The 14086-nt window shown below is 54.8% G+C and carries 13 protein-coding genes; 12 read left to right on the top strand and 1 reads right to left on the bottom strand.

All coding sequences use genetic code 11. The features are described 5' to 3' along the window. Positions 1-4 precede the first annotated feature (4 nt). Positions 5-451, bottom strand: coding sequence for a MarR family winged helix-turn-helix transcriptional regulator (locus HB779_RS24570; RefSeq protein WP_188346519.1), 447 nt, complete (start codon positions 449-451; stop codon positions 5-7). Positions 452-522: 71 nt separating this feature from the next. Between HB779_RS24570 and HB779_RS24565 the strand changes: the two genes are divergently transcribed. The 12 genes from HB779_RS24565 (at position 523) to HB779_RS24510 (ending at position 14084) form a co-directional block, all read left to right on the top strand. Continuing rightward, on the top strand, positions 523-1134 hold the full coding sequence (locus tag HB779_RS24565) for a glutathione S-transferase family protein (RefSeq protein ID WP_188346518.1): 612 nt from the start codon (positions 523-525) through the stop codon (positions 1132-1134). A 163-nt stretch (positions 1135-1297) separates the two neighbouring features. Continuing rightward, positions 1298-1648 carry a YciI family protein gene (locus HB779_RS24560; protein WP_188346517.1) on the top strand — a complete coding sequence of 117 codons (351 nt, stop codon included), beginning with the start codon at positions 1298-1300 and terminating at the stop codon, positions 1646-1648. 31 nt (positions 1649-1679) lie between these two features. After that, positions 1680-2954, top strand: coding sequence for an RNA polymerase sigma factor (locus HB779_RS24555; RefSeq protein ID WP_188346516.1), 1275 nt, complete (start codon positions 1680-1682; stop codon positions 2952-2954). 121 nt (positions 2955-3075) lie between these two features. Beyond that, positions 3076-4845, top strand: a complete 1770-nt coding sequence (locus tag HB779_RS24550; RefSeq protein ID WP_188346515.1) for an adenylate/guanylate cyclase domain-containing protein — start codon at positions 3076-3078, stop codon at positions 4843-4845. Positions 4846-5066: 221 nt separating this feature from the next. Next, positions 5067-7202: a carboxy terminal-processing peptidase gene (locus HB779_RS24545; protein ID WP_188346514.1), complete on the top strand. Its 2136-nt coding sequence runs from the start codon at positions 5067-5069 to the stop codon at positions 7200-7202. Between the two features lie 245 nt (positions 7203-7447). Then, entirely contained in the window at positions 7448-8470 is a 1023-nt protein-coding gene (locus tag HB779_RS24540) for a LacI family DNA-binding transcriptional regulator (RefSeq protein ID WP_188346513.1), read from the top strand. A 40-nt stretch (positions 8471-8510) separates the two neighbouring features. Continuing rightward, positions 8511-9461 carry a substrate-binding domain-containing protein gene (locus tag HB779_RS24535; RefSeq protein WP_188346512.1) on the top strand — a complete coding sequence of 317 codons (951 nt, stop codon included), beginning with the start codon at positions 8511-8513 and terminating at the stop codon, positions 9459-9461. After that, on the top strand, positions 9458-10279 hold the full coding sequence (locus HB779_RS24530; protein ID WP_188346511.1) for an ATP-binding cassette domain-containing protein: 822 nt from the start codon (positions 9458-9460) through the stop codon (positions 10277-10279). The genes HB779_RS24535 and HB779_RS24530 overlap by 4 nt, the downstream gene beginning before the upstream one ends. Next, entirely contained in the window at positions 10276-11274 is a 999-nt protein-coding gene (locus HB779_RS24525; protein WP_188346510.1) for an ABC transporter permease, read from the top strand. Before HB779_RS24530 ends, HB779_RS24525 begins: the two co-directional genes overlap by 4 nt. Positions 11275-11279: 5 nt before the next feature. Continuing rightward, positions 11280-12347 (top strand): phosphotriesterase, encoded by a 1068-nt coding sequence (locus tag HB779_RS24520; protein WP_188346509.1) that lies wholly within the window; start codon positions 11280-11282, stop codon positions 12345-12347. Positions 12348-12389: 42 nt separating this feature from the next. Beyond that, positions 12390-13157, top strand: a complete 768-nt coding sequence (locus HB779_RS24515; RefSeq protein ID WP_188346508.1) for a glutamine amidotransferase — start codon at positions 12390-12392, stop codon at positions 13155-13157. A gap of 84 nt (positions 13158-13241) precedes the next feature. After that, positions 13242-14084, top strand: coding sequence for a BtpA/SgcQ family protein (locus HB779_RS24510; protein ID WP_188346507.1), 843 nt, complete (start codon positions 13242-13244; stop codon positions 14082-14084). Positions 14085-14086 lie beyond the last annotated feature (2 nt).

The following is a 14086-nucleotide window of genomic DNA, read 5'->3' as shown; positions in this document are numbered from 1 at the left end:
GGACTTAGGTCAGGGCGTGAAGCGCTGAGCGAAGCGAATCTGCTCCGGGTGGTGGAAGATCAAGTTCTACCTCTGCATGGGTGCGCTTCCATATGGGCAGGGCAGTTAAAAGCGCCGCGTGGCCGAGCGCGGTCAGCGAGAGTAGCCGGCTGCGACGGTCTGAGGGATCGGCTGCAACGGTTACCAGACCGCGACGTTCCAAAGGTTTCAGATTTGCCGTCAAGGTCGTCCGGTCCATCGCGAGCAGATTGGCGACTGACCCGAGCGATGGCGGCACCGGCCGATTGAGCGACATGAGTAGCGAAAACTGGCCATTGTTCAAATCAGCCGGGCGCAACGCTTCATCAAAGCGGCGCGCCAGAGCGCGCGCTGCGCGCTGAACATGCAGACACAGGCAATGGTCGCGAACGTGGAGTGTGGTCTGAAATGGGACTGTCTGGTCTTTTGACATGCATGTATTGTGTTGATATCAACCTAAATCGTCAAGTATGAAGTTCATGTTGCCCAAGGGAGGTGCACCGCATGAAACTGTATTATTCAAAGAACCTTAATCCGCGTGTCGCCGTCGCGGGTGCCCGGTATCTTGATGCGCCAGTCGAGTATGTACGGATGAGCCCGCGCGATCCGAAATATGAAGAGGCTTTCCAGTCCATCAATCCGAACAGGTTCGTCCCGGTCCTCGTTGAAGAAAAGCACACGCTCTGGGAGGCGGATGCCATTACCTGCCGCCTTTCAGCGCTTGCGGGTTCGGACTTCTGGCGAACCGATGATGAGATGGCGGAAATGATCATGTGGATCAGCTGGTGCACCCACCATCTCAATACAGCAGGCAGTTGCCTTTATTTTTACAAGCTGATCCATCCGACCTTTTCATCCGAGACGGTTGATCCAGCGATCCTTAATGAAGCAATGCTTGATTTCCGGCGTTATGCGGGAATTCTTGACGACCAACTCGCCGGGAAGACATGGCTGGTCGGCGATCGTATTTCCTATGCGGATTTCAGGGTTGCTACATCTCTGCCCTTTGCAGAGGGCGCGGGTCTGCCGCTGGCAGAGTTTCCGAATGTTCAGCGCTGGCATGAACAGCTATGGGCGATTGATGCTTGGCGAAGCCCATTTGATGGGTTGAACTGATAGGCCCTCAATGTTTCACTCGGGCGACGCCCGGGTTCAATTTTGGTCCGATGAAATTTTTTTCCAAAAGGATGTCGATCTGTTGAAAGCTGGTTCGTTGTCTTCATAAGCGAGACAGTTCAGCGGCAATGGTGCCCGAAGCTCGCCTCAGGAGGAATATCAAATGCGTTTCATGTCAATCATCACCACCGCCAACAATGATCCGGCAACCCCCGAGCTTATCGAAGCAATGAACAAGCTCGCTAACCGGGAACTTCAGACCGGACGCATGCTTGATGGCGGCGAATTGATGCCCATCGACAGCGGTGCGCGCATCAACCTGATCAATGGCAAGCTCAACGTCATCGACGGGCCAATGGTCGAAGCCAAGGAAGTCATCGGCGGCTATGTGATTATGGAGTTCAAGAGCAAGGAAGAAGCCGTGGCTTCGGGGCTCGAGTTCCTGCAGCTGCATAAAGATCACCAGCCCGGTTGGGAAGGCACGTGCGAAATTCGCGTGTTGGCTGGCGGTTGAGCCAGAGGACCAACCAAAATGGCAGGCGGCCATGACGGCCGCCGACGCCCACAGCGCAATCCTCGCCGTCTGGCGGGTGGAGCAACCCCGGCTGATCACCAGTCTGGCGAGGATGCTGCGCGATGTGCCGCTGGCAGAAGAGCTAACGCAGGACGCCCTTGTGGCCGCACTCGAACGATGGCCGGAAACCGGTGTTCCGGAAAAGCCCGGTGCCTGGCTGATGATGACCGCAAAGCGCCGTGCGCTGGATCACTTACGCCGTGGTCAAATGCTCAATCGCAAACACGAAATGATCACCTCAGAGATGGAGGAGGAACAGCAGACCATGCCTGATTTCGACTCCGCCCTCGATGACGATATAGGCGACGAGCTGCTGCGGCTTATCTTCACTGCCTGTCATCCGCTATTATCGCGCGAGGCCCGCGCGGCCCTCACATTGCGGATGATCTGCGGCCTGACAACAGAGGAAATTGCCAGAGCTTTTCTGCAACCCGCTGCGACGATTGCTCAACGTATTGTCCGGGCAAAGCGGACACTTTCAGAATCGGGGCTGGCATATGAAACGCCTACCGGCGAGGAACTTGCGCAGCGGCTCGTCTCGGTGCTGGAAGTCATCTATCTCATCTTCAATGAGGGCTATACCGCTACGCGTGGTCAGGACTGGCTCCGCCCGCAACTGTGCAACGAAGCGTTGCGCATGGGCCGCGTCCTTACCTCTATCGCGCCTCATGAAGCCGAAGCCTATGGACTGCTTGCCTTGATGGAAATGAATGCCTCTCGCACAGCGGCACGGACAGATGCGGCGGGTGAACCTATCCTCATGCTTGATCAGAATCGTGCGCGCTGGGATCAGCTACAGATCCGGCGTGGATTACGCGCGCTTGTCCGGGCACGTGAACTCGGCGGTGCGAGGGGTTTCTATGTGTTGCAGGCGGCAATCATCGCCTGTCACGCACAAGCGAAAACTGCCGAGGAAACCGACTGGTCACGCATCGCTGAACTCTATGCGGAATTGATCGAGGTCATGCCTTCACCCATCATCGAGCTCAATCGAGCAGTTGCTGTTGGTATGGCAGAAGGACCGGAAGCAGGTCTGGTCATTGTAAACAACCTGATGGGAGAACCAGCACTCAAGAATTATCATCTGCTGCCCAGTGTTCGAGGTGATTTTCTCTACAAACTCGGCCGCTATGAAGAAGCGAGAGCTGCATTTGAAGCCGCATCGGTGTTGACGGACAATAGGCGCGAATACGACTTTTTAAAGCGGCGCGCTGCGGACGCAGCCAGCGCGGCACCGGTAAAATGACTGGTGGATTTTGTGAACATTGGGCCGGTAACAGCAAACTGTCATGTGCCCGTGTTTCAAATGGACTTGTGCAATTTAGGCTCGTAATGTCACCGCAGAACTATTCGCATGGGGAGCGGTGTTGGCTATCGATCGTGTTGCGCGCAGGTTGGTTGCTATTCTGGCCATCGATATGGTGAGCTATTCACGCCATATGGAGGCTGATGAGGCTTCTACCATTTCACGGATGCGCATTCATCGTCAGGACATTATCGATCCAATCCTGCGTGATCACAATGGCCGTATCGTCAAGACAACCGGTGACGGTTTGCTGGTAGAATTCGGCAGTGTTGTCGATGCTGTTGAGAGCGCGGTGCTCATACAGCGCGGCGTTGCCAATGCGGAAGCAACGGTTCCCAAAGCGCATCGCATCCAGTATCGAGCGGGCATCAACATTGGTGACATTGTCATTGATGGCGATGATATTTTCGGTGATGGCGTCAACATCGCTGCACGCATGGAAGCTTTGGCCGACCCGGGCGGGATTTCCATTACCGCCAATGTGTTCGAACAGGTCGCAGGGAAGGTGGCTTTTACCTTCGAAGATCTTGGCGAACGGCAGGTCAAGAATATCAAGAAGCGCATCCGGGTTTATCGCGTCGTTCTTGAAATAATGGCTGGTGCGAAAGCTGCGCCGCGCGATGAGCCTGCCCCGGGGATTGCGAAACCTGCAATTGCTGTTCTGCCGTTCCAGGATATGAGCGCGGCGAAAGATCAGGAATATTTTGCCGACGGTATCGCTGAAGATATCATCACCGCTCTGGCGCGCAATCAGAGCTTCTTTGTCATCGCCCGCAATTCTTCATTCACGTATCGTGGCGGCGCTGTCGACATAAAACAGGTCGCTGGCGAACTTGGTGTGCGCTACGTGCTTGAAGGCAGCGTTCGCCGCAGCGGCGCACGTGTCCGCATCACTGCTCAATTGATTGACGCAGCAACGGGTAATCATATCTGGGCCGAACAATTCGACCGGCAAGTTGATGATATTTTCGCGGTACAGGATGACATTACGGCAAGTATTGTCGGGGTGGTAACGCCTGAATTGATCGGTGCGGAAATGAAGCGGGCGCGCCGAAAAGATCTTGCCAATCTGGATGCGTGGGATTGTGTGATGCGTGCCAGCTGGCATGCGTGGCGCTGGACGAAAGAAGACAGTGCTATTGCCAAAACACTGGCGCGTCAGGCAATCGCCCTTGATCCCACACTTGCCAGAGCGCGCGTCGTCCACGCGATGTGCGACATTATTGATGTGCTCTACGGCTGGAACGCAGCACCTGCAGAGGCACTTGGCGAAGCATATGAAATGGCTCGGGTTGCCGTCGGGCTCGACGAACGGGATGCGGAAGCACACACTATCCTTGGGGCGGTGTCGTTGTTTCTGCGACGCTTCGACGACACGCAGCGCAGCCTGGAAACTGCCATTGATATCAATCCGAATCTGGCTTTCGCGCGCATGTGGGGTGGCGGGTATTATGCGCTTGCGGGTGATGCCGACAATGCGCGGGAAACGCTGAAAATGGCCATCCGTTTGAGCCCGCGTGATCCTTCCAACTATTGGACCTTTGCCTTTTTCGGCATGGCGGAATTTACCGAGGGACATTATGAGGCCGCAGTCGAGTGGGCGCGCAAAGCGTTGCACATCAACTATAATTTCCCGACCGGACACCGGGTGCTTCTGGCTGCTCTTGGGGAACTTGACGATGCGGATGCCACTCGTACAGCGTTGAACAATCTCTTACGTGTTGCCCCCGAAACATCCATTGCAACGACACGTTCCGGTGTTCCCTGGAAGAAAGCCGAAGACCTCCAGCTCTATCTTGATGCATTGCGGAAAGCAGGATTGCCGGAATGATATGACAAACACGCGAAGAGATGGAATGACGTTAAATATCAAAGATATCTGGCTTGTGATTGCAAGGTGATGGACAGATCGCTGCCGACGTGCTGGACTGCCATGGCTGGCTCGGACATTTTAAATTATACCCAAAAAAGATCGCACTTCCAACTCAACTGCCACAGTAAAGCTGAATTTCCTCCCTACTTCACCATGATCAGACATCGGAAAAAATTTATATGCGTATGAAATATAGCCTGTTGTGCCTCTTTTTGGCAATCGCTCCGTCTGCTCAAGCGCTGGAGCTCAGTGCGCCACCGGTGCTCGCCCCGACGGAGCAACAGGCACAGGCCGCCCACTTGGGCGCTCAGTTTTTATCACGCTTTCACTACAAGCCGATCCCCTTGGACGATGCTTTGGCTGCCAAGGTTGTCAATCAATATATAAAGTCTCTGGACCCGGAGAAGTTTTTCTTCATTCAGGCAGATATTGACGGGTTCACTGCCAAGAGCTCGCAGCTTGACAACGCAATTTTTGACGAAGATTTGAGCATCCCTTTTGGGATTTTCAGTGTGTATCAACAGCGCGTGGTCGAGCGGCTCAATTACGCCCGCGACTTGCTCGCCAAAGGTTTTGATTTCAGCCAGAAGGAAGACTTTGCGTTTATGCGGGACAAGGAGCCTTGGCCGCAATCTGAAGATGAAGCCAAAGACCTCTGGCGCAAGCGCGTGAAGAACGACTGGCTGCGTCTGAAACTCGCGGGCACGGACGACGCTGCAATTCGCGACACACTTTCCAAGCGTTATGAAAACTCCCTGACACGCGTCAGCAAGTACAAGAGCGACGACGTGTTCCAGATTTTCATGGATGCCTATACGACATCCATCGAGCCTCATACGGATTATCTCGGTGCATCGGCATCGTCAGATTTTGATATTTCGATGAAGCTCTCACTGGTGGGCATTGGTGCGGTGCTGCAGGAGAGGGATGAATATACGACTATTCGCGAACTGGTTTCGGGTGGCCCGGCCCAGCTGTCCGGTAAACTGGCCGTAGGTGATCGGATTGTCGGCGTTGCCCAAGGCGAGAAAGGTGCGATGACCGAAGTGGTTGGCACCCGTGTCGATGATGTTGTGAAACTTATTCGTGGCACGAAGGACACCATTGTTCGTCTCGACATCTTGCCAGCCGGTGCGGGGCCGGATGGTACGCATCACATTGTTTCTCTGGTGCGCGACAAGATCAGCCTTGATAAACAGGCTGCCAAGAAGACCATCATGTCGGTAAAGGATGGCGATGCAACGCGTAAGGTCGGTGTCATTACCCTGCCGGCGTTTTACGAGGATTTCGATGCGCGGCGCAAAGGTGACAAGAATTACCGCAGCGCCAGCCGCGATGTTGCCGCTCTTTTGGCTGAGCTGAAAAAGGACAAGGTGGATAGCGTCCTGATGGATCTGCGCAACAATGGCGGCGGTTCTTTGGCTGAGGCGATTGATCTGACGGGTCTTTTTGTCGGCAAGGGTCCCATTGTTCAGGAACGCAATGCCAGTGGCGCGGTGAATGTCGAGAGCGATGATCTGCCGAAGCCGGCCTGGACCGGCCCGATGGCTGTTCTCATCAACCGCGGTTCAGCATCGGCTTCCGAGATCTTCGCTGCAGCCATTCAGGACTATGGTCGTGGTGCCATTATCGGTGAACCAAGCTTTGGCAAAGGGACTGTCCAAAGCATGGTCAGCCTCGATGCGGTTGCCCACAACGATAAGCCGAAATACGGCGATCTGAAAATGACCGTTGCTCAGTTTTTCCGCGTCAATGGCGGTACGACGCAGTTGCGCGGCGTGACCCCCGACGTCAGTTTGCCGACCGCTACCGATACGGAGGCTTTCGGGGAATCGAGTTATGACAATGCGCTGCCGTGGTCACAGGTTAAACCTGCGAATTACGTAGCAAGTGACAAGATCAAGGACGTTGTCGCACAGCTGCAAAGCCGTCACGATGCGCGGGTTGACAAGGATGTGGATTATCAGCGTTTTCTTGAGGATATTGCCGAGCTCAATACACAGCGCAAGAAGCGGGTTATTTCGCTCAATGAAACCGATCGGCGCAATGAGTTGAACACACAGGCGGCACGTCTCAAATCACGCGACAAGATCGACGATGGTGATGATGACGCGGCAGATCTCAATACGCAGGATGACGGTTTGCTTGCCAATGAACGAAGCCTGACTGCCGACCTTGCTGCTGAAAAAGCACGCAAGAGTGCAAAAGATGTATTGCTCAATGAAGCAGTGCATATTCTGGACGATCAGGCCGATCTGTTGAAGACCAACCCCAAGGTTGCTGCACAGAAGCCTGTGGATGCTGCGCCGAAATAACTAAGACCTGGCCGCCACTGATATGGCGGTCTTTTCCAGATCTATACTGAGTAGTCCGGGTGCATGTATTGCATGCACCCGGACTTTGCTGTTTCGAGCAATACCCGGTTATTCCTTCGCCGCAATTTCAGCAGCCATATTTACCTCAGAAAATTTAGCGCAAGCCCCCAGTTGACAAGCGGGCCCAAGTGATATTCTTTTTGTAAAGCGGTTTAGTAAAGCGCTTTACAAAAATGGGAACGAACTTGACCAAAAGAACAATGCCAAGTTTGAAAGATGTTGCTTCCGCTGCCGGGGTGTCGGTGACAACCGTCTCGCGGCTTGTGAACGGCAGCCTTGATCTGCCCTATCATACGAAAAAGCGCATCGAAGATGCGATCAAGTCGCTCAACTATATTCCAAACCCGCATGCGCGCCGTCTCAGCATGGGGCGTTCGGACACAATCGGTCTGGTGGTTCCCGAAATTGCCAATCCGTTCTTCTCGACCTTTGTTGCGGCAGTAGAGCAGGCGGCCGATACGAAGAAGCTTGCCGTCTCGCTCCATGCAACGCTCAACCGCGCGGGTCGTGAAGTGGAATACCTGCAACTGATCGAGCGCAATCACGTCGACGGTTTGATCTTCATCACCAACCACCCGGATGACGGCACTCTTGCCAATCTCATCAACCGTTCGAGTAAAGTCGTCGTCGTCGATGAAGATATTCCGGGATCAAAAGCGCCAAAGCTCTTCTGCGACAATGATCATGGTGGATACCTTGCGGGTGTTCATCTCGCCGAGCATGGGCATATGCATGTGCTTTTCGTCGGTGGCGACGAGCGCATGATCAGTGCCCGGCGCCGTTATGATGGTTTGGCGAGGGCTCTGCGGGAGCGGACGGCTGGTTTGGCCCGGGTGGACCGCTACGCCGGCGAATATACCGTTGATTATGGCCGGGAGGCTGCCCTGCGCTTTCTTGAAGAACGCCATGGGGCCACGGCGATTTTTGCCAGTTCCGATGAAATTGCCATTGGCTTGCTGGAGGTTTTCAAGGATCAGGGTGTGTCGGTTCCTGATGACGTGTCGATGGTTGGCTTCGATGATGTCGGGCCGCTGCACCTCTTTGCGCCGCCATTGACGGTCATTCGTCAGCCCGTCCGGCAGCTTGGCAGCCGGGCTTTGGAACTGCTTCTGGAAACGAATTGGCAAGAGTGGAAACCTTCCGCCTCGGAAGAGCTTTTGCCCGTTGAAATCGTGGTGCGGAACTCCGTTGCTCCGCCCGCGAAATAACAAACAAGTGACGGTAAAAAAATCAACAGAGGATGAGAACATGACTTTGAATACAACAAGAAGAATGATGATCGCGCTGGCAGGTTTCACCGCATTGAGCTGTGTTGTTTCAAGCGCGGTGGCACAGGAGAAAAAGACAATCGCGCTGGTACAGATCAACCAGCAGGCGCTTTTCTTTAACCAGATGAATCAGGGTGCGCAGAAGGCCGCCGATGCTGCCGGTGTGAAGCTGGTAATTTTCAATTCCAACAATGAGCCGACAGCACAGAACAGTGCGATTGAGACCTATATTCAGGAAAAGGTTTCCGGGCTTGCTGTTGTTGCCATTGACGTGAATGGATTGATGCCTGCGGTCAAGCAGGCGGCAGATGCCGGCATTCCGGTTGTAGCCATCGACGCTATCCTGCCGGAAGGTCCGCAGAAGGCGCAGATCGGCGTGGACAATGCCAAAGCCGGCGCTGATATGGGTAAATTCTTTCTCGATTTCGTGAAAGCCAATATGGGCGGCAAGGCGAAGATCGGCGTTGTTGGTGCCTTGAATTCCTACATTCAGAATGTCCGTCAGGAAGGTTTTGAAAAGACGATCAAAGGCACGGACGGTATTGTCATTGCCGGTGTTGTCGACGGACAGAACGTTCAGGACAATGCGTTGTCGGCTGCTGAGAACCTGATCACCGGCAATCCGGACCTGACAGCAATCTATGCGACCGGTGAACCGGCACTGATGGGTGCTATCGCCGCTGTTCAGAGTCAGGGCAAGCAGGACACGATCAAAGTGTTCGGCTGGGATCTGACGGCCGAAGCCATTGCCGGCATCGACGCGGGATTTGTCGCAGCCGTCGTTCAGCAGGACCCGTCTGCGATGGGAGCTGCTGCCGTCAATGCACTGCAGAAAGTATCTGCCGGTCAGGCCGTTGAAAAGAACATCGCTGTGCCGATCACCATTGTTACCAAGGCCAATGTCGATCCATACCGGGCTGTCTTCAAATGATTGAGAACGGCCAGCAAGTATCTGCGGCCGCTCACTCCGGAGGGATTACACCCTCCGGAGATGGGGCATCCGGCAGTACACGTTCGAGTCCGCGTATCTCCCTGCGTGGCATCCGTAAATCTTTTGGCTCGCATCAGGCATTGCGCGGTGTCGATCTGGATATTTTCCCGGGAGAGTGTCTTGGGCTGGTCGGCGACAACGCGGCGGGTAAATCCACGCTGACGAAAATCATCTCGGGAACCTATATTCCCGACGGTGGCACGATGACGATCGAGGGTGAAGAAGTTCGTCTTTCCGGTCCTGCCGATGCGCGCAACAGGCATATCGAAATGGTCTTTCAAGATTTGAGCCTTTGCGATCAGATCGATGTCGTTGGCAATCTCTTTCTGGGCCGCGAGATCAGCAAGGGCATGTTTCTCGACAGCAGAACAATGTTGGCCGAAGCCCGCAAGATGCTGGATTCACTTGAAATCCGCATACCCAAGCTTACAGGCAAGGTAGCGCAACTTTCAGGCGGACAGCGTCAGGCCATTGCTATCGCTCGTGCTGCTTCCTTCAAGCCTAAAGTCCTGATCATGGACGAGCCCACGTCTGCGCTTGCTGTTGCCGAAGTGGAAGCCGTGTTGAATCTGATCAATAGGGTCAAGGTGCAAGGCGTTTCGGTTATTCTTATCACGCATCGTTTGCAGGATCTGTTCCGGGTCTGCGACCGGATCGCTGTCATGTACGAAGGCACGAAAGTCGCCGAGCGGCAGATTGGCGGCACCAATCTTGAAGACCTTGTGAAACTGATTGTCGGTGAAGGAGCCAGACAATGACTGTTTATACAGAACGTGGTCACGGATCGCGCGTCGCCGATTTCTTCGGCGAACATGCGCAGGTTCTCTCGATCGCTATTTTCTTCGCCGCCTGCATGATCTTCTTTTCCATCGGCAGCGAGACGTTTCTCACCTCGGGGAATATCCTCAATATCGTGCGGCAGGCAGCTCCGATTCTGATCGTTGCCATCGCCATGACATTTGTCATCATCACAGGCGGGATCGATCTTTCGGTGGGCTCTCAGGTTGCCCTTATCAATGCGGTTGCTGCCGTCGTTATGGCGATGGGCTATCCGTGGCCGCTCGTTGTCGTCGCGATGATTGTTTTGGGCGGCGGTCTTGGATTTGCCCAAGGCTGGTTCATAGCCTATCAGGGCATTCCGGCGTTCATCGTGACGCTGGCAGGTCTGTCGATCCTGCGCGGTTTTGCCCTCTATCTCACGCAGGGATATTCGATTCCCATTCAGGACGCGCCCGGCTTCTTCGCGCTGGGTCGCGGTGTTGTCGCCGGCTTTCCGGTGCCGGCCATCATCGCAATTGTGATTTCCGTTCTCGGTTATGTCGCGATGAAATCGACAAAGTATGGCCGTCAGGTGGTTGCTGTCGGCTCCAATATGGAAGCGGCGCGGCGTGTCGGCATGCCAGCCAAATGGATCATTGCATCCGTATATGTGATCTCAGGTGTGGCATGTGCTGTGGCCGGGTTGCTGATTGCAGCGCGGTTGGGTTCCGGTTCATCCAATGCCGCTGTTGGTTTTGAATTGCAGGTGATCGCTGCTGTCGTTCTGGGTGGAACATCGCTCATGGGCGGCCGGGGGACAATCATCGGAACGGTTCTTGGCACCTTTACCATTGCGGTCATCGGCAACGGTCTGATCCTCATGCATATCTCGCCGTTCTTCACCCAGATCGTTACCGGCGCGATTATCCTGATTGCCATCTGGCTGAACACCCGGATTTTCACGGCAAACTTCCGCTTCGGCAGGAAGGGCTAAGTGCCATGAGCAACGATCTTTCAGAAACTCATATTCACTCCGGCAAGGTCATGACGGTCAACGGACCCATCGCCTCAGAAAAGCTCGGTATCACATTGATGCACGAGCATATTCTGAACGATTGCCGCTGTTGGTGGCACGCGCCAAAAACACCGGAACGGCAATATCTCGCTGGGGGCTTTGTCTGCATCGAGATATTGGGCGAATTGAAGCAGGACCCCTTCGTCAACAAGCACAACATCACGCTTGATGACGAACCGCTGGCGATCACAGAATTAAGGGCCTTTGCCAATGAAGGCGGCCAGACGGTGGTGGAGCCTACATGCCGGGGTATCGGCCGCAACCCGCTGGCTCTCAGGCGTATCGCCAAGGCGTCAAGCCTCAACGTTGTGATGGGAGCAGGATACTATCTGGGCTCCTCGCATCCCGCTGAAGTTGCGGCAATGACTGTCGAAGATATTGCGACGGAAATCGTTCGCGAGGCCGTGCAAGGCGTTGACGGCACGGATGTGAAAATCGGGCTGATTGGCGAAATCGGCGTGTCTTCAGACTTCACCGCCGAAGAAGAAAAGTCACTACGTGGTGCAGCGCAAGCTCAGGTGCGAACCGGCTTGCCGCTGATGGTGCATCTGCCTGGCTGGTTCAGGCTCGGCCATCGTGTGCTCGATATCGTGGCGCAGGAGGGTGCCAATCTGCGGCATACGGTTCTGTGCCATATGAACCCGTCACATGCTGACTTCACCTATCAAAGTGAGCTTGCCGCGCGGGGTGCATTCCTCGAGTACGATATGATCGGCATGGATTTTTTCTATGCGGATCAGCAGGTGCAATGTCCGAGCGACGAAGACGCAGCACGCGCGATTGTCCGGCTTGCGGATGCCGGTCATCTCAACCGGGTGCTCCTCTCACACGACGTGTTTCTCAAAATGATGCTGACCCGTTACGGCGGCAATGGTTACGCCTATGTCCTGCGTCATTTTCTGCCACGCCTCAAACGCCATGGTCTCGATGAAACGGCTCTCGATCAAATGATGCGAGCCAATCCGCGTGCAGTTTTTGACGCCCGGATTTGACGCAAACTCTTTATCTAGAATTGAAGAAAGAATGGTAAGCCTATGACAAAGAAAGTACTTCTCGTCGGCGAGAGCTGGGTGAGTTCCGCAACGCACTATAAAGGTTTTGATCAGTTCGGCAGTGTCACGTTTCATCTTGGCGCAGAACCTTTGGTTAAAGCACTGGCCGGCAGTGAGTTCGAACTGACCTACATGCCTGCCCACGAAGCGGTTGAGAAATTCCCTTATGAAATGGCTGGGCTGGACGTCTATGACGTCATCATCCTGTCCGATATTGGCGCAAACTCCCTGCTGTTGCCACCGGATGTCTGGCTGCATTCCCGTACCGTTCCCAATCGCCTCAAGCTAATCAAGGCGTGGGTGGAGAAGGGCGGCGCACTCCTGATGGTTGGCGGCTATTTCTCGTTTCAAGGTATCGATGGCAAGGCGCGCTGGCGGCGGACTGCGGTGGAAGACGTGCTGCCGGTAACGTGCCTCCCCTATGACGACCGCGTAGAGATCCCTGAGGGATCAACCGCCAAAATCGAGATGCCTGATCATCCTGTCATGGCCGGATTGGGCGGTGAATGGCCATTGCTTCTCGGCGTCAATGAAGTCGAGGTTCGCGAACGCGACGACGTCGAAGTCATTGCACGGCTGCCGGACGATCAGGGCGGGCATCCGCTGCTGGTCCTCGGACGTTATGGCAAGGGCAACACTGCCGCATGGACATCGGACATCGGCCCGCACTGGCTGTCACCAGCATTCTGCGAATGGGAAGGCTACGGCAAGCTCTGGAAAAATATCCTGAGCTGGCTGACGCGCAGCTAAGGTGAAGTGCCTGACATAACCGGTTGATAAGGCACGCGATCATTCAATCGCGTGCCACATAAAGTGTTCTGGAAAGGGAAAGACATGCAAGCAATATCGGATCGTGAATCCAATGCCGTGCAAGAGATATTCGGTACCAACAAAGTACTCATTGGAATGATCCATTGCCCGGCTTTTCCTGGTTCCCCGAGATATCGGGGCGCTGATATGGACACGATTTATGACGCTTGTATGCGTGATGCCGAAGCCTGTGTCGAAGGCGGTCTGCATGGGCTGGTCATCGAAAATCATGGCGACATTCCCTTCTCGAAACCTGATGATATTGGTCCTGAAACAACCGGCTTTATGTCCGTGGTGACAGACCGTATCGCAAGGGCCATCGGCATTCCGCTTGGCATCAATGTCCTTGCCAATGCACCTATCCCGGCTTTTGCTATTGCCATGGCTGGCGGCGCCAAGTTCATCCGCGTCAATCAATGGGCCAACGCTTATGTCGCCAATGAAGGCTTCATGGAGGGGCGTGCCGCCGAGGCGATGCGCTATCGCTCGATGTTGCGGGCGGAGCACATCAAGGTGTTTGCCGACAGCCATGTCAAACATGGCAGCCACGCAATCGTCGCTGACCGTACGATCGAGGAACTGACGCGCGATCTGGCGTTCTTTGATGCGGACGGCGTCATTGCCACCGGGCAGCGCACAGGCAACAGCGCAACGATGGAAGAGATCGATGAAATCGGTTCTGCAACCCATCTTCCCCTGCTTGTTGGGTCAGGTGTTACCAAGGACAACATTGTAGAAATCCTCAGCCGGACGAATGGCGTGATCGTCGCCTCCTCGCTCAAACATGGTGGTGTCTGGTGGAATGCGGTGGACATTGAACGCGTCAAGGCATTTCGCGCTGCAGCGGAAGCCGGGCTGGAGAACTAATC

It is taken from the genome of Phyllobacterium sp. 628 (assembly GCF_014189505.1).
In the GTDB taxonomy this organism is placed as follows: Bacteria; Pseudomonadota; Alphaproteobacteria; order Rhizobiales; family Rhizobiaceae; genus Phyllobacterium.
The sequence above is the reverse complement of the archived record's forward strand: the minus strand, read 5'-3'. Positions and strand labels throughout refer to the sequence as shown.

Excerpts from the sequence above, each read along its gene's own strand:
- HB779_RS24570 (WP_188346519.1), bottom strand. The coding sequence starts at position 451 with ATGTCAAAAGACCAGACAGTCCCATTTCAGACCACACTCCACGTTCGC.
- HB779_RS24565 (WP_188346518.1), top strand. The coding sequence starts at position 523 with ATGAAACTGTATTATTCAAAGAACCTTAATCCGCGTGTCGCCGTCGCG.
- HB779_RS24560 (WP_188346517.1), top strand. The coding sequence starts at position 1,298 with ATGCGTTTCATGTCAATCATCACCACCGCCAACAATGATCCGGCAACC.
- HB779_RS24555 (WP_188346516.1), top strand. The coding sequence starts at position 1,680 with ATGACGGCCGCCGACGCCCACAGCGCAATCCTCGCCGTCTGGCGGGTG.
- HB779_RS24545 (WP_188346514.1), top strand. The coding sequence starts at position 5,067 with ATGCGTATGAAATATAGCCTGTTGTGCCTCTTTTTGGCAATCGCTCCG.
- HB779_RS24535 (WP_188346512.1), top strand. The coding sequence starts at position 8,511 with ATGACTTTGAATACAACAAGAAGAATGATGATCGCGCTGGCAGGTTTC.
- HB779_RS24530 (WP_188346511.1), top strand. The coding sequence starts at position 9,458 with ATGATTGAGAACGGCCAGCAAGTATCTGCGGCCGCTCACTCCGGAGGG.
- HB779_RS24525 (WP_188346510.1), top strand. The coding sequence starts at position 10,276 with ATGACTGTTTATACAGAACGTGGTCACGGATCGCGCGTCGCCGATTTC.
- HB779_RS24520 (WP_188346509.1), top strand. The coding sequence starts at position 11,280 with ATGAGCAACGATCTTTCAGAAACTCATATTCACTCCGGCAAGGTCATG.
- HB779_RS24515 (WP_188346508.1), top strand. The coding sequence starts at position 12,390 with ATGACAAAGAAAGTACTTCTCGTCGGCGAGAGCTGGGTGAGTTCCGCA.
- HB779_RS24510 (WP_188346507.1), top strand. The coding sequence starts at position 13,242 with ATGCAAGCAATATCGGATCGTGAATCCAATGCCGTGCAAGAGATATTC.